Consider the following 14,468-nt stretch of genomic DNA (forward strand, 5'->3'; position numbering starts at 1 on the left):
GGAGCGAGCTTGCTCGCGATAGCGGTATGACAGTCGACGTCAATGTTGAATGTTGCTCCGTCATCGCGAGCAAGCTCGCTCCCACATTGTTTTGTGCTGTACATAAAAATATCCACAGGAGCGTGGGAAATGCGTTGGGCGACTTATTTCGCCGTGTTGGCGTCTGTCTTGAGTGTCGGCCTGGCGCTGGGCGTCAGCATGCCGTTGGTGTCGTTTCGCCTGGAAGGCTGGGGTTACGGCTCGTTCGCCATCGGCGTGATGGCCGCGATGCCCGCCATTGGCGTATTGCTGGGGGCAAAGATCTCCAGCCATCTGGCCGCGCGTCTGGGCACGGCCAATCTGATGCGTTTGTGCCTGTGGGCCGGGGCGTTGTCCATCGGTTTGCTGGCGCTGTTGCCGAGCTATCCGATTTGGCTGGCATTACGGCTGATGATCGGGGTGATCCTGACCCTCGTCTTCATCCTCGGCGAAAGCTGGATCAACCAGCTGGTGATCGAGCAATGGCGCGGGCGATTGGTGGCGCTGTATGGCAGCAGCTATGCGCTGAGTCAGCTGGCCGGGCCATTGCTGCTTGGCGTTCTGGGCACTGAGCACGATTACGGATTCTGGGTCGGCGTCGGTTTGTTGATGGCGGCACCGTTCCTGTTACTGGGCCGCAGCGGCGCGCCGACCAGTGAGGCCTGCAGCGTGACCTTCAGCGACTTGCTGGGTTTCTGCCGTGGCCTGCCGGCGATTGCCTGGGCGGTGTCGCTGTTCGCAGCGTTCGAAGCGATGATCCTGACGTTGTTGCCGGTTTATTGCCTGCGTCAGGGCTTTACGACGGAAATTGCGTTGGCGATGGTCAGCACGGTGGTGGTGGGGGATGCCTTGCTGCAATTGCCGATTGGCGCACTGGCTGATCGCTTGTCGCGACGTACGTTGTTCACCGGGTGTGCGGTGGTCCTGCTGATATCGAGCCTGGCCATCCCGTTGTTGATCGATACGTTGCTGATCTGGCCGTTATGGGTGTTGTTCGGTGCCAGTGCCGGTGGCTTGTTCACCTTGTCACTGATCCTGATCGGCGAGCGCTATCGCGACGATGCACTGGTGCGCGCCAATGCGCATATCGCGCAGCTGTGGGGTATCGGTTGCCTGGTCGGACCGCTGGCGGCCGGTGCCGGCAGTCAGTGGATCAGCGGGCACGCGTTGCCACTGCTGATGGCGGCGGGGGCGTTGGGGTTGGTGATTCTGCTGTCGCGGCAAGGGGCATTTGGCACGATTACCGAGCCGGCTTGAGCACGACACAAAACCTGTGGCGAGGGAGCTTGCTCCCGCTGGGGCGCGAAGCGGCCCTAAACTCAGGCGCCGCGTTTGTTCAGGCAGAACGCATAGGCCGATTTGCGACTGCTGCGCAGTCGAGCGGGAGCAAGCTCCCTCGCCACAATTGATCGCGACCTCCTGACTACAACATCCGCTCCAGGCCGACCGTGGTGCTCATCCATGCACTGACGCGCCGCCACCAGCTTGCCGGCTCCCGGGTCAGGGTGTGCAGCTTGCCGTCGTCTTCTGTCACCCAGACAACCTGGCCGTTTTCCAGTTTCGCCTGATAACTCAACGGCGGCGCCATGCCCTGCATCGCCAGTTCACGCACGTGCGCGGCGAGTTCCGGGCTGTCCACCAGCACCCCGACTTCGGTGTTCCACAGCACCGAGCGCGGGTCGAAATTGAACGAGCCGATGAACGACTTTTGCTGGTCGAAGATCATCGCCTTGCTGTGCAGGCTGGAGTCGTAACCGCGGTGGGACTTGCTGTAGAACAGATGGGGTCCGCTTCCGCCGCCTAAACCAGGCTGGCGACGCAATTCGAACAGCTGCACGCCATGTTCCAGCAGTGCCTTGCGATACGGCGCGTAACCGCCATGCACCGCCGGCACGTCAGTGGCTTCGAGTGAGTTGGTCAGCAGGCTCACCGACACCCCGGCATCGGCGCGTCCGGTCAGGTACACCAGCCCCGGTTGACCAGGTACGAAGTAGGCCGAAATCATGATCAGCTCTTTGCTGACGCCATTCAGCTCGGGCGACAACTGCGTGGTCAGCAGCAACTGCGGGTCGGGCTCGCCGTCGGCCAGCACCTTGCTCGGCGCGTCCCACAGTGCCTGGTTCCAGGCCCAGATCAACTCCCGACGCCAGATATCCAGGCGCGGGTGAGTGGTGTAAGTCATCAACTGCTGGTAGAGCGCGTGATTCTGTTTACGCGTTTCCTTAAGCGATTCTTCCAGTCGGGTCCGGGTGTTTTCCAGATCCCTGGCCGTCGGTTTGCTCGAGAGGAACTGGTCGATCGGCTTGCTCAGCGCACTGTTCCAGTATTGGTCGAAACTGTGCCCCAGCTGTTCGGCGACCGGGCCGACGCTGAGCATGTCGATGTCAGTGAAATTCAGGTTGGGTTCGGCATCGAAGTACTCATCCCCCAGATTGCGTCCACCGACGATGGCCATGCTGTTGTCGGCCAGCCACAGCTTGTTGTGCATGCGCCGGTGTTGCTGCGACAGGTTGAGCAACCGTCCCGCCGTTCGCGTCACGCCGGTGCTGCGACCCAGGTGCAGTGGGTTGAACACACGGATCTGGATCTGCGGATGCGCCGCCAGCGTGGCGATGAGCCGGTCCAGGCCATCGCTGGTGGTGTCGTCGAGCAGAATGCGTACGCGCACGCCGCGGTCGGCAGCCTTGAGAAGCTCGTCCACCAGCATCCGTGTGCTGATGCCGTCGTGAACGATGTAGTACTGCAAATCCAGGCTGCTTTGGGCGTTGCGGATCAGTTCGGCGCGGGCCGTGAAGGCTTCGGTGCTGTCGGACAGCAGGCGAAAGCCGGATTGCCCCTCGTGGGGGGCAGCCTGGGCCTGAATCGAGCGACCGAACGCCGAGTCACTGGCGGGCAGTGCCTGGCTGGGAGTCCTGGGCACATCAAGGGTGGCACAACCGCTCATTAATACACTGAGCAATATCACCAGAGCGATGGTTTGTCTGGAACTCAAGTTGGTTATCTCGATTCGCGGCAAAGCCGGAGTATGGCACGGCCTGCGACGAGCAGGTGTGAACGCTGTGCTGGCGAGTGTTATATGGCAAATGGCGTGCAAGTTTTTACGCATTGAATAAAGACGAAACGAAAATGTATTTAAAGAGTTGAAAGTACGGGTTGCAACTTTAGATCTCGATTTTTAGTTTGATGATTCTCATTGCGCTTTTGCTGTTTGATTTGTTTTGAATGAAAGTTTAATGCGTATTCGTGACGCTAGAGAGGAGTGGTGCGCGAAAAACAAACCGGAGCTCCAGTGTTGTCGGGGGGGGAGGAAGTCACACGTTTGGTGGTTGGAATGCTACAAGTTTTTTCATTCAAAACTTTCAAGAAAGCTCTCGAAAAGCTACGCCAGCCTGAGCCTTGTCCTATTAGTAGTAGAGATGCGTCCTACAGATAAATCCCACGTAAACGGCAATCATCGCCGGGCAAGTGAGGGCGAATTAAAACGTGTCTGTTTTTTGGAAGTTATGGATTTGCAAAAGTTACATATCGATATTTAACAAGGATGGTAAAAATGAAAAATCTTTTTTTGATGGGCGCTATAGCAGTTGCTGCTTCCCCGATGATGGCGTCGGCAGCAAGTACCAGTTTGACGGTGACCGGTGCTGTTACGCCAACTTCGTGTGTCCCGACGTTTGCCGGTGGTACGACTGTGGACCTGGGTAAGTTGTCTGCAAAAGAACTGAATGTTGTTGCTCAAACCAATTTTCCCGAGAAGGACATCACGCTGAAAATCGCGTGCACCGCGCCTGCTGCCGTGGAGTTCGCCGTGACGGATGGTCGTGGCGATACCAAGGCGCCAGGTTTGGTTTTTAGCCCTACCGGTTTTACCGGTGAAAATTTGTATTACGGTCTAGGGACCGTAAACGGCGTTGCGATTGGCGGTTTCGGCTTGCGAGTTGGTACCCCAAGTGCAGATCAGCAGGTACAGAAGTTTCTGGTTCGCACCCCCGATAATCTTAACTGGCGTACCCCGCGCAGCCTGATGGTGTCGAATGCACCAACCAGCTATTCCTGGGGCGAAGACGAGGTCAAAGGGCCGATTGCCGCCACGTTCCACGCCTTTCCCATGAAAGTGGCAGCGGCAATTCGCCCGGCCAGGGATCTTCCGGTCACCACTGATGAGTACAAGGTCGATGGGTTTGTGACCTTCGACGTTTACTACCTGTAACTCAGGTCCCCGGGACGGCTACGGCCAAGCTCCCGGGCATGCCGGACATCTATCTGGCGACACGAAGGCGACTGCTCGCGCAGTCGTCCCGGGTCACGTCTGCCTACCGTCAGGTCTCTTTGATAAAAGCTGCGCTTCAGCGCACGTGCTGCCTCGCGGTGCTGCGTTGGCACGCCTGGAAATCATTATGTTTTCATTAAAAAAGCAGGTCGCGCTGGGCGCGTTCATCGCTATCGGTATGGCCGTTTCCAGTACGAGCGCGTTCGCCGTTGGCATGGTGCCGGAGGTTCCGGTGCTGCTGGTGGATGAGGCTATCGGCGAAGCAACAATCAACGTTCGCAACACTGATGACCAGCCTGCGTTGTTGTACACCGTGATTGAGGATATTCCCCAGGACAGTGAGCATCTGCTGGTCGTCACCCAGCCCGTGGCGCGTGTCGAGGCGGGTGCAACCCAGCAGCTCAGGTTTATTCTACAAAGTGCCAAGCCCCTCGAAACCGAACGCCTGAAGCGCGTCATCTTCGAGGGCATTCTGCCTGCCGAAACGGGAGGGCAGGCTCAAGTGAAACTGGGTGTGCGCCAGAATATTCCAGTGATCCTGCGACCGGCCCATCTACCGGTCGAACGTGAGCCCTGGAAGCGTCTGACCTGGTCGTTACAGGGCGGCAAGGTTCAGGTCAAAAACGCCAGTCCGTATGTAGTCCGGCTGGCGAAGTCGGTCAGCATCATGCCCCTCGGCATACCGCTGGATTTACCGCGTACTTACGTGCTGCCCGGCGAAGAGTTGGTGCTTACGGGCGTTGTAGTGGTGGGTGCGACTGTGCGCTTGTCGCCGGCGAGCACTTACGGATTCGCAGTGGGCAGCTACGATGCGCCTTTGGTCGTCAGGTAATGCGTGGCACCTGCGCAGGGATAGCCGCAGGGATAAGAGGGGTGGTTGGCATCACTCTCATGGCAGCTGCGCTCGGCAAAGTTGTGGCGGATGAGGGCGTTGTCTTTGATGCCCAGGTTCTCAAGGCGCGCGGGATCGATCCACAACTCGCGCAGTACTTTCGCCTTGCACCCCGGTTCGAGCAAGGCCCACGGCGGGTGACCCTCGAGGTTAACGGCGTGACGAAGGGGCGCATCCACGCAACGTTCAATGAACACGGTGAGCTGTGCGTGGACTCCTCGCTGCTGGCCAGTGCAGACATTCACGCACCCGAGCGCGCACTGGACGCTCAGGACATTGGCGCCTGCCTGCCCTTCAACCAAGCCTTTCCCGAGGCTGTGGTGCGCCTCCTTCCGGGTAAAGAAGAAGTGGCCTTGCGGGTTCCAACCCATGCCTTGCTATCGCCGGTACCGATGCAACGCAGCTTCTCCAATGGCGGAAGTGCCGGACTGTTGAATTACGACGCATTGCTGGTCAGCCGGCAATTCAATGGCCAGTCCAGTCAGTACCGCAACTTCAACACCGAAGTCGGTCTGAATAGCAGGGACTGGCTTGTACGCAGCCGACAATCCTATAGCGCGTTCGAGGGTGTCAGGCGCGCCGAACATCTGTATGCGTATGCCGAACACACGTGGGAAAAACAACAGACCCGGATACAGTTCGGGCAACTCACCTTGGCCGTACCGCTACTGGCGGGTGGCGCGTTTACCGGGGTTCAGTTACTGCCGGAAACCGCACTCAGCACCCTGACCAACGAGGGGATTGGCAGCAACACAGTTGTCGAAGGGGTGGCGTACTCGCCTGCTCGCGTCGAGGTGCGACAAAGTGGTGTGGTGATTTACGCGACCCTGGTGCCGAGTGGTCCTTTTACCTTAAGTGGTTTACCGCTGCTGAGTCTCAACCTCGATCTGGACGTGACGGTGCACGAGGACGGTGGTTCACAGCATCAATTTACGGTGCCGTCGGCAACCTTGCGCCGTGGCAGCAACGCAGGACCTACCGGCTACACCTTGGCGGCAGGTCAGGTTCGCCGGTTCGGTAGCGATGATCGTGAAACACCCATGTTTGCGGCCACGACCCGCAGCTGGCAGTGGGGGGCAAGCACACATTTGAGTGCTGCTCTGATGGGGACCGGTCAGTATCAGGCAGTCGGCTGGGGCCTCCAGCAGGCGCTGACTGATCGCACCACGATCAGCGCTCAACATGTCTTCTCCAGCACTCCTGCGGTGCAATTGCGTGGCTCACAACTTCAAGCCTCAATTAGCACAACCATCAACCGCCGCTTGTCCGCAGGCCTTACTGCTTCGCAGCAGACCGAGGGCTTCCGGACGCTGACCGATACGGCCTGGAACGAAAAACGCAAAGCCCCCGAATCACGTGCCAGCCAGCAGTTGAGCGCGTCGGTGAACGGTTCGCTGGATAAGCTGGGGACGTTGGGTGCCATGGTCTCGCGCAACGCCACGGTCAACGGGCGAGCGCAATCTCGCTTGGGACTTTCCTGGTCGTCCAGCGTCTTCAAGGACACTCACTTTTCGCTGAGGCTGGAAGAAAGTTTAGGTGCCTCGGTGCAACACAGTCCCGGAACCGCGGCGTTCGCCTCACTGAGTTTTACCTTGGGCCCGCGACGTAGCCTCAGCAATTACGCCCGCCACGACCGGGTAAATGGGCTGCGCACGGGGGCGCAATTGAGCGAGCAGGTCGATGACACGCTGGGCTACACCCTCGGTGTCGATCGAGCGGCAGAAGGACAATCGGATATGAATGGACGCCTCAGTCTGTTACCGCGCTATACCAGCGTCGACCTCGGCTATTCCCATAGCGGCGCTGGAGCGACGGGTTATGACGCGGCCATGCGCGGTGGTTTGGCCATTCACTCCAATGGCATCACACCGTCGCCCTATCCGTTGCGCGACACGTTCGGGCTGGTGAAGATCGGTGACGATGCCGGCATCAAACTGCACACGCCGCAGGGGCCGGTATGGACTGACAGTGCCGGCCGTGCGGTCGCGGCCAGTCTGCCGGCCTATCGCACAGGCCGGATCGAGATCGATACCGCCAGCCTGCCGCGCAGCGTCGATGTGCTCAATGGCTATCAGGAAGTCGAGGCCGGGCGTGGCTCGGTTCAGGCGTTCGACTTTTCAGTCATCAGCGCCCGCCGCGTGCTGTTAATGGCGCGCCGGGCGGATGGTCAGCCGGTGACTCAAGGCGTGGGCGTTTATGACGACGATCAGCGCTACCTGACGACGGTCGTCGACGCAGGGAAAATCTTTCTTATCGACGCCCGTCCCGAGATGCAGCTGCGGTTGACGCTGCCCGACGGGGCATCGTGCAGGCTCAATGTCAGCCTCGCTCAAAAATCTGAGTCTTCGGCGTTGTTCGAGACCGCCGAAAGCGTCTGCGAGGAGGCTTGAAGTGTTCATTTTGATCAAGGTCTACCGATGAAAAATCCACCTGGTATTTCGTTTACTCCTCGCACGCTGCGAGCAATATTCGCTCGCTTGCTGTTCAGTGTTTTTCTGCCTGTTTGCGCTATTCCTGCGATGGCTGTGGAGCGCTGCACGTTAACCCTTGCGCCGTCCTTGATCGATTTTGGTTCGGCCACTCGCGGGGAGTTACTCGGACGTTCGCCAGCCGGGGAGCTATTGAACCTGGGCAAGCGGCACACCCGGTTGCAGGTGCAATGTGATGCGCCAACGTCGATGAGAATCTGGCTGGACGGCGCAAGGGTGGATACGCAGCACTACCCGTTTGGCGATGGAGTGTTGAAGGTCAGCGTACTGTCCGCCCGGCTGGATGGTGCTGCAATGGCGTGGCGGCGAGAAGGCGAGGAGAGCCCCGTTGATTCGGGTCTGTTGCGTCCGGGTGAGCGGATCATGCCGTGGCATAACGGGGCCGCTGCGCTGGGCACGCGTTGGGATCTGGAATTGGAACTCGACGCCCGGATCAATGAGGAGGCGACCCGGGTGCGTGATATTAAAACCCTCGAAAACCGAATCCGCATTGAGCTGGAGTAATCGCGCCAAGGCATCGCCTGTCAGTGATCAATCTCTGCCAGGAGTCTGATCGCTGCGGCACCGACCTTGCGCACCGCGTCTTCGATCTGCGGTGTTGGCTTGGCAGCGTAGTTCATCCGCAGGCAATTGCGGTATTTGCCGGAGGCGGAAAAGATACTGCCGACGGCAATCTGTACGCCTTGATCATGCAGCGCACGATTCAGTTTCAGCGTGTCGAAGCCTTCCGGTAGTTCAACCCACAACATGAAGCTGCCTTGTGGGCGACTGGCGCGGGTGCCGGCCGGGAAGTAACGCGTGACCCAATCGATCATCAAGTCGCGATTGCGCTGGTACTGCGTCCGCATCCGTCGCAAATGCGGCTCGAAGTGCCCCGCTTTGAGGAATTCGGCGATGGCAATCTGCGGCTGCGGCGCCGTGGAACCGGTGCTGATGTATTTCATGTGCAGCACCCGCTCCAGATAACGCCCCGGCGCCACCCAACCAATGCGCAGTCCCGGGGCCAAGGTTTTGGAAAACGAGCTGCAGAGCAGGACCCGGCCGTCTTCGTCGAAGGATTTGATCGTGCGCGGTCGCGGGTAGGTATAAGCCAGTTCGCCATACACATCGTCTTCGATGATCGCGACGTCGAAACGCTGTGCGAGTGTCAACAACGCGCGTTTGCGCGACTCCGGCATGATGTAGCCCAGCGGGTTGTTGCAGTTGGGCGTCAACTGTATGGCTTTGATCGGCCATTGTTCCAAGGCCAGTTCGAGGGCATCGAGGCTGATCCCGGTGAGCGGGTCGGTAGGGATTTCCAGGGCTTTCATGCCCAGGCCCTTGAGGGTTTGCATGGCGCCGTGAAAACTCGGCGAGTCAACGGCCACAATATCCCCCGGCTCGCAAATGGCGCGAATGCTGGTGGACAGCGCTTCGTGGCAACCGGTAGTGATCACCAGGTCGTGGGCCGTCAATTGGCAACCGGAATCCAGCAACAGACGGGCGATCTGTTCGCGCAGTTCGAGGGTGCCGTAGATGTTGTCGTAATACAGGCCGGGCATGTCCTGCCGACGGCTGATCCGCGCCAGGTTGCGCAGCAGCGGTTTCATGGTCGGCGTGGTGATGTCCGGCATGCCGCGGCCCAGTTGCACGACGTCCTTGCGTGGCACGGCGCGAATCAACTCCAGCACCTGATCCCACTGGGAAATATCCACCGGACGCTGGGCCGGGCGCCCAATGGCCGGCAGCTCCGGCAGTTCGCGACCCACCGGAACGAAGTAGCCGGATTTGGGTTTCGGTGTCGCCAACCCGCTGTCTTCCAACACGCGATAGGCCTGCTGCACGGTGCTCAGGCTGACGCCGTGTTCAACACTCAACGCCCGCACCGACGGCAGCCGGTCACCGGGGCGATAGAAGCCCTGTTCGATCCGCGTGCCAAGTAGTTCGGCGAGGTTGACGTAAAGGGTCATGGCGCAGTCTCTGTGTGGGTGGTTCGGTTAACCAGTACAGATGGGTCGAAAATATAGGATTCAGACGCTGAAATGCAAAATCTGTATGGAGTTAATACAGTCTCGTTGAATCTGTAATGCTTTTTGCCGTCGACGCATCATGAAAGCTCTGGCTACCCAAGTAAACAGGAGCAATCAAAATGAACGGCTTGAGCGATGTGCGGCTGACGTTACACAGTCAGGAACTGGCGGCAGGGCAAATCAACGGTGCACGCGAGGCGGTCATGCGCAATGCGCCGTCCGGCCTGGGTCGCTGGGGTCTGTTCTGGCATCGTCTGCACACGCGCAAGGCATTGCTGGAGCTCACGACTGAGCAGCTTAAGGACATCGGGTTGAGTCGGGAGCAGGCGCGGGAGGAGGGGCTCAAGCCTTTCTGGCGTCTGTGAGATGAAATGCGATCCCTTGTAGCAGCTGCCGAAGGCTGCGTCCGACTGCGCAGCAGTCGTAAATCAGACACCGCGGTTTGCCTGAAAGAGCGCGGTTGCAGGATTTGCGACGGCTTCGCCGCCGAACGCTGCCTCGCGGTGCTCGTCAGCTGCTACAAGGGCGGGCATGTCGCTTAATCAGGCTCAGACCAACTCTTTAAGCCGATGCCACAACATCCCCAACGCCAACAACGGCGAGCGCAAATGCTTACCACCCGGAAAGGTCATGTGCGGCACCTTGGCAAACAGGTCGAACCCTCCGCTCTGCTGACCACTGATAGCTTCAGCCAACAACTTCCCCGCCAGGTGCGTGGCATTCACGCCATGACCGGAATAAGCCTGGGCGTAATACACATTCGGCTGATCCTTGAGCCGGCCGATCTGCGGCAGACGGTTGGCGCCGATGCCGATCATCCCGCCCCATTGGAAGTCGATCTTCACGCCGGCCAGTTGCGGGAAAACCTCCAGCATCTTCGGCCGCATGTACGCGGCGATGTCCTTCGGGTCGCGACCTGAATAGTGACAGGCACCGCCAAACAGCAAGCGTCGGTCTGCCGAGAGCCGATAGTAATCCAGCGCCACCCGTTGATCGCAGACCGCCATGTTCTGCGGCAGTAGCGAGTGTGCCAGCGCTTCACTCAAGGGTTCGGTGGCGATGATGTAGCTGCCGGCGGGCAGCACCTTGCCGCCGAGTTCGGGATTGAGTTCATTGAGGTAGGCGTTGCAGCCCAACACCAGCGTCTTGGCGCGAACCGAGCCCTGGGCGGTGTGAACCTTGACCTCGGGGCCATAATCGATGCGGGTGACTGCCGATTGTTCGAACAGCTTCACCCCGAGCTGCTGGGCCGCAGCCGCTTCGCCCAGTGCCAGGTTCAGCGGGTGCAGATGCCCAGAGCCCATATCGATCAAACCGCCGACGTAGCGGTCGGAACCCACAACGGAATGCATTTCACTGGCTTGCAGCAGCCGGGTTTCGTAACGGTAGCCGAGGCTGCGCAGCTCTTCGGCGTCTTCGGCAAAACCTTCAAGGTCGCGAGGCTTGTTAGCGAGGTCGCAATAACCCCAGGTCAGGTCGCAAGGGATCTGAAAACGCTCGACGCGCTGTCGGACGACTTCCACCGCTTCCAGCCCCATGAGTTTCATCTGACGCACGCCGTCCGCACCGATTACGTTGGCGAACTGATCAAGGCCATGGCCGACGCCCCGAATCAACTGCCCGCCATTGCGCCCGCTCGCGCCCCAGCCGATCTTGTGCGCTTCGAGCAGGACCACGCTGAAGCCGCGCTCGGCCAGTTCGAGCGCCGTGTTCAACCCGGAGAACCCGCCACCGACCACGCACACGTCCGCCACCAGGTCGCCTGTGAGCACCGGATGATCGGGCTGCGGCAGGCTGCTGGCGGCGTAATAAGAGGCAGTGTGCTGGTGGTTCGGGGCAGGTTGCTGAGCACCGGCATTCATGCGCGTGATCCTGATTCGTATGTTTAGAAAATTTGACGGAGCATAAGCCGGACCTTCGGACACCGGCAACATTGGTCGGTTGGTGCTGTCTGGATCAGGGCTTTTACGTCAGAATCCCGCTCTATTCCGCTTTTGGTTACCGCTTCGATGAGCTGCAACAGTCAGAAAATTCGCACGTTACGGCAGCAGATCCCCTCGTTCGAGTGCGTGCCCGGCTGCCATGACTGCTGTGGGCCGGTAACCACCTCACCGGAAGAAATGTCCCGCCTGCCGCGCAAGACCCGCGCCGAGCAGGACGCGGCGATGGATGAGCTCAATTGCGTTCACCTCGGACCCAACGGCTGCACCGTGTATGACGAACGGCCGCTGATTTGCCGGTTGTTTGGTACCACCAAGACCTTGCCGTGCCCGAATGGGCGGGGGCCGGTGGAGCTGATTCATCCGCGGGTTGAAAAGCAGATTCATGAGTACATGGCTTCGACCCGCCAGGTGTTGGTTTAAGCTGCGGCGCTGGTTCAGTTGTTCCGAGTCGACCCCATCGCGGGCAAGCCCGCTCCCACAGGTACGGCGCTGTCCTTGTGGGAGCGGGCTTGCCCGCGATGGGGCCAGTGCAGTCACCACAAATCTTCAATCCGGAATCGGCAAACTCAAGCTCTCTTTCACTTCTTCCATCACGATGTAGCTCTTGGATTCGCGTACATGCGGCAATTTCAGCAGGATGTCGCCCAGCAACTTGCGGTACGAGGCCATCTCGGAAATCCGTGCCTTCACCAGATAATCGAAATCACCTGACACCAAATGGCACTCCAGCACGTGGGGCAGCTTCAGGACCGCGCGTCGGAACTCTTCGAAAGTATCGCCGGATTTGTAGTCGAGGCTGATCTCGACGAACACCAGAAGACTGCCCTTGAGGTGCTGCGGATTGAGCCGGGCGTTGTAGCCCATGATGATCCCTTCGCGCTCCAGCCGCCGGACGCGCTCGGTACACGGCGTGGTCGAGAGCCCGACCTTTTCCCCCAGTTCGGTGAAGGAGATACGTCCGTCCGCTTGCAGGATCCGCAGGATGTTGCGGTCGATCTTGTCCAGCTCACGTTTGGTCTGAGTGTTGGTACGCATAGGGGATGCGCCTCCGTGAAAAGCGTTTTTGCCGAGAATTCTCGCCAAATATAGGCAGTTATATAGTGAAAAGCACTGCCTAATCTTTTTTAAACTGCGCACATCATTGCTTTACAACTACGAACGTCAGCGGCGAGCCGCGATGAGGATATGAAAATGCGCGTTATGGTCTTGGGTAGCGGCGTCATCGGTACCACCAGTGCTTACTATCTGGCGCGTGCCGGGTTTGAAGTGGTGGTGGTGGACCGTCAGCCGGCCGCTGCCATGGAGACCAGTTTCGCCAACGCCGGGCAGGTTTCGCCGGGTTATGCCTCGCCGTGGGCCGCGCCGGGCGTGCCGCTCAAGGCCATCAAGTGGCTGTTGCAGCGCCACGCACCGCTGGCGATCAAGGCCACCGCCGACATCGACCAATACCTGTGGATGGCGCAGATGCTGCGCAACTGCACCGCCAGCCGTTATGCGGTGAACAAGGAACGCATGGTCCGCCTGTCCGAGTACAGCCGTGACTGCCTCGACGAATTGCGCGCCGAAACCGGCATTGCCTACGAAGGCCGCAGCCTCGGTACTACCCAATTGTTCCGCACCCAGGCTCAACTTGACGGCGCCTGGAAAGACATCGCCGTGCTGAAAGAGTCCGGCGTGCCGTTCGAACTGCTCGACCGCGCCGGCATTGCCCGCGTTGAGCCGGCCCTGGCCAGCGTCACCGACATCCTCGCCGGTGCCTTGCGCCTGCCGAACGACCAGACCGGCGATTGCCAGATGTTCACCACCCGCCTGGTCGAAATGGCTACCAAACTGGGTGTGGAATTCCGCTTCGACCAGGACATTCAACGCCTCGACTACGCCGGTGATCGCATCAATGGTGTCTGGATCGACGGCAAGCTGGAAACCGCTGATCGCTACGTGTTGGCCCTGGGCAGCTACTCGCCGCAACTGCTCAAGCCGCTGGGCATCAAGGCCCCGGTGTATCCGCTCAAGGGTTACTCCCTGACCGTGCCGATCACCAACCCGGCAATGGCCCCGACATCGACTATCCTCGATGAGACCTACAAGGTCGCGATCACCCGTTTCGACAATCGCATCCGCGTCGGCGGCATGGCGGAAATCGCCGGTTTTGACCTGTCGCTGAACCCGCGTCGGCGCGAAACCCTGGAGATGATCGTCAACGACCTCTATCCTCAGGGCGGCGATCTGGCCCAGGCGAGTTTCTGGACCGGTCTGCGTCCGACTACGCCGGACGGCACGCCGATCGTGGGTGCTACGCCGTTCAGCAATCTGTTTTTGAACACGGGTCACGGCACGCTGGGTTGGACCATGGCGTGCGGTTCCGGTCGCTTGCTGGCCGATCTGATGGCGAAGAAAACGCCGCAAATCAGCGCCGAAGGCCTCGATATTTCCCGTTATGGAAAAAAACTTCAGGAGTCTGCAAAACATGTCAATCCAGCGCCAGCTCACCAATGAGCGCATGAGCCAGATCGTAGTCCACAGCGGTACCGTGTATCTGGCAGGGCAGGTCGGCGACGATATGAACGCCGGGATTGAACAGCAGACCCGTGAAACGCTTGCCAACATCGAGCGTTTGCTGGATCTGGCCGGGACCGACAAGAATCGCCTGCTGTCGGTGACGATTTACTTGAAAGACATTGATGCACACTTTGAAGGCATGAACGCGGTCTGGGACAAGTGGCTGCCAAAAGGCGTCGCACCGGCCCGTGCCACCGTTGAATCGAAGCTGTGCGAACCGGAAATCCTGGTCGAGCTGTCGGTTGTCGCCGCTCTGCCATAAACCCGTCAGAAAGATCCCTCTCCCGGTGC

13 protein-coding genes are annotated in these 14,468 nt (G+C 59.6%); 9 read left to right on the top strand and 4 right to left on the bottom strand.

Annotated features, from left to right (window positions below):
* Positions 1–129: 129 nt before the first annotated feature.
* Positions 130–1,275 carry an MFS transporter gene (locus ABH912_RS21295; protein ID WP_429511581.1) on the top strand — a complete coding sequence of 382 codons (1,146 nt, stop codon included), beginning with the start codon at positions 130–132 and terminating at the stop codon, positions 1,273–1,275.
* Between the two features lie 166 nt (positions 1,276–1,441).
* Here the strand turns inward: ABH912_RS21295 and ABH912_RS21300 are convergent, their stop codons facing one another.
* On the bottom strand, positions 1,442–2,962 hold the full coding sequence (locus ABH912_RS21300) for a phospholipase D family protein (protein WP_429513138.1): 1,521 nt from the start codon (positions 2,960–2,962) through the stop codon (positions 1,442–1,444).
* Positions 2,963–3,568: 606 nt separating this feature from the next.
* Between ABH912_RS21300 and ABH912_RS21305 the strand changes: the two genes are divergently transcribed.
* The 4 genes from ABH912_RS21305 (at position 3,569) to ABH912_RS21320 (ending at position 8,170) form a co-directional block, all read left to right on the top strand.
* Positions 3,569–4,225, top strand: coding sequence for a DUF1120 domain-containing protein (locus ABH912_RS21305; RefSeq protein WP_429511582.1), 657 nt, complete (start codon positions 3,569–3,571; stop codon positions 4,223–4,225).
* Positions 4,226–4,412: 187 nt separating this feature from the next.
* Positions 4,413–5,117: a fimbria/pilus chaperone family protein gene (locus ABH912_RS21310; protein ID WP_082459167.1), complete on the top strand. Its 705-nt coding sequence runs from the start codon at positions 4,413–4,415 to the stop codon at positions 5,115–5,117.
* A gap of 59 nt (positions 5,118–5,176) precedes the next feature.
* Positions 5,177–7,567 carry a fimbria/pilus outer membrane usher protein gene (locus tag ABH912_RS21315; RefSeq protein ID WP_429511583.1) on the top strand — a complete coding sequence of 797 codons (2,391 nt, stop codon included), beginning with the start codon at positions 5,177–5,179 and terminating at the stop codon, positions 7,565–7,567.
* Positions 7,568–7,594: 27 nt separating this feature from the next.
* Positions 7,595–8,170: a hypothetical protein gene (locus ABH912_RS21320; protein ID WP_429511584.1), complete on the top strand. Its 576-nt coding sequence runs from the start codon at positions 7,595–7,597 to the stop codon at positions 8,168–8,170.
* Positions 8,171–8,190: 20 nt separating this feature from the next.
* On the opposite strand, the gene ABH912_RS21325 is transcribed toward ABH912_RS21320, so the two are convergent.
* Entirely contained in the window at positions 8,191–9,615 is a 1,425-nt protein-coding gene (locus ABH912_RS21325; RefSeq protein WP_429511585.1) for a PLP-dependent aminotransferase family protein, read from the bottom strand.
* Between the two features lie 179 nt (positions 9,616–9,794).
* Here ABH912_RS21325 and ABH912_RS21330 point away from each other — a divergent pair, with 179 nt between their 5' ends.
* Positions 9,795–10,040, top strand: coding sequence for a DUF1127 domain-containing protein (locus ABH912_RS21330; RefSeq protein WP_429511586.1), 246 nt, complete (start codon positions 9,795–9,797; stop codon positions 10,038–10,040).
* Between the two features lie 183 nt (positions 10,041–10,223).
* Here the strand turns inward: ABH912_RS21330 and ABH912_RS21335 are convergent, their stop codons facing one another.
* Positions 10,224–11,537, bottom strand: a complete 1,314-nt coding sequence (locus ABH912_RS21335) for an NAD(P)/FAD-dependent oxidoreductase (RefSeq protein WP_429511587.1) — start codon at positions 11,535–11,537, stop codon at positions 10,224–10,226.
* A gap of 147 nt (positions 11,538–11,684) precedes the next feature.
* Between ABH912_RS21335 and ABH912_RS21340 the strand changes: the two genes are divergently transcribed.
* On the top strand, positions 11,685–12,038 hold the full coding sequence (locus ABH912_RS21340) for a YkgJ family cysteine cluster protein (RefSeq protein ID WP_007947437.1): 354 nt from the start codon (positions 11,685–11,687) through the stop codon (positions 12,036–12,038).
* Between the two features lie 126 nt (positions 12,039–12,164).
* On the opposite strand, the gene ABH912_RS21345 is transcribed toward ABH912_RS21340, so the two are convergent.
* On the bottom strand, positions 12,165–12,653 hold the full coding sequence (locus tag ABH912_RS21345; RefSeq protein WP_003177284.1) for an Lrp/AsnC ligand binding domain-containing protein: 489 nt from the start codon (positions 12,651–12,653) through the stop codon (positions 12,165–12,167).
* 156 nt (positions 12,654–12,809) lie between these two features.
* Between ABH912_RS21345 and dadA the strand changes: the two genes are divergently transcribed.
* Both dadA and ABH912_RS21355 read left to right on the top strand, forming a co-directional pair.
* Positions 12,810–14,114, top strand: coding sequence for a D-amino acid dehydrogenase (dadA, locus tag ABH912_RS21350; RefSeq protein ID WP_074880408.1), 1,305 nt, complete (start codon positions 12,810–12,812; stop codon positions 14,112–14,114).
* Entirely contained in the window at positions 14,086–14,439 is a 354-nt protein-coding gene (locus ABH912_RS21355) for a RidA family protein (protein ID WP_429511588.1), read from the top strand. Before dadA ends, ABH912_RS21355 begins: the two co-directional genes overlap by 29 nt.
* Positions 14,440–14,468 lie beyond the last annotated feature (29 nt).

Source organism: Pseudomonas sp. BT76 TE3572 (assembly GCF_050435365.1).
Classification (GTDB): Bacteria; Pseudomonadota; Gammaproteobacteria; order Pseudomonadales; family Pseudomonadaceae; genus Aquipseudomonas; species Aquipseudomonas fluorescens_W.

What these genes read in the sequence shown, in the direction of transcription:
- ABH912_RS21295 (WP_429511581.1), top strand. Translation starts at nt 130, where the DNA reads ATGCGTTGGGCGACTTATTTCGCCGTGTTGGCGTCTGTCTTGAGTGTC.
- ABH912_RS21300 (WP_429513138.1), bottom strand. Translation starts at nt 2,962, where the DNA reads ATGAGCGGTTGTGCCACCCTTGATGTGCCCAGGACTCCCAGCCAGGCA.
- ABH912_RS21305 (WP_429511582.1), top strand. Translation starts at nt 3,569, where the DNA reads ATGAAAAATCTTTTTTTGATGGGCGCTATAGCAGTTGCTGCTTCCCCG.
- ABH912_RS21310 (WP_082459167.1), top strand. Translation starts at nt 4,413, where the DNA reads ATGTTTTCATTAAAAAAGCAGGTCGCGCTGGGCGCGTTCATCGCTATC.
- ABH912_RS21315 (WP_429511583.1), top strand. Translation starts at nt 5,177, where the DNA reads ATGGCAGCTGCGCTCGGCAAAGTTGTGGCGGATGAGGGCGTTGTCTTT.
- ABH912_RS21320 (WP_429511584.1), top strand. Translation starts at nt 7,595, where the DNA reads ATGAAAAATCCACCTGGTATTTCGTTTACTCCTCGCACGCTGCGAGCA.
- ABH912_RS21325 (WP_429511585.1), bottom strand. Translation starts at nt 9,615, where the DNA reads ATGACCCTTTACGTCAACCTCGCCGAACTACTTGGCACGCGGATCGAA.
- ABH912_RS21330 (WP_429511586.1), top strand. Translation starts at nt 9,795, where the DNA reads ATGAACGGCTTGAGCGATGTGCGGCTGACGTTACACAGTCAGGAACTG.
- ABH912_RS21335 (WP_429511587.1), bottom strand. Translation starts at nt 11,537, where the DNA reads ATGAATGCCGGTGCTCAGCAACCTGCCCCGAACCACCAGCACACTGCC.
- ABH912_RS21340 (WP_007947437.1), top strand. Translation starts at nt 11,685, where the DNA reads ATGAGCTGCAACAGTCAGAAAATTCGCACGTTACGGCAGCAGATCCCC.
- ABH912_RS21345 (WP_003177284.1), bottom strand. Translation starts at nt 12,653, where the DNA reads ATGCGTACCAACACTCAGACCAAACGTGAGCTGGACAAGATCGACCGC.
- dadA (WP_074880408.1), top strand. Translation starts at nt 12,810, where the DNA reads ATGCGCGTTATGGTCTTGGGTAGCGGCGTCATCGGTACCACCAGTGCT.
- ABH912_RS21355 (WP_429511588.1), top strand. Translation starts at nt 14,086, where the DNA reads ATGTCAATCCAGCGCCAGCTCACCAATGAGCGCATGAGCCAGATCGTA.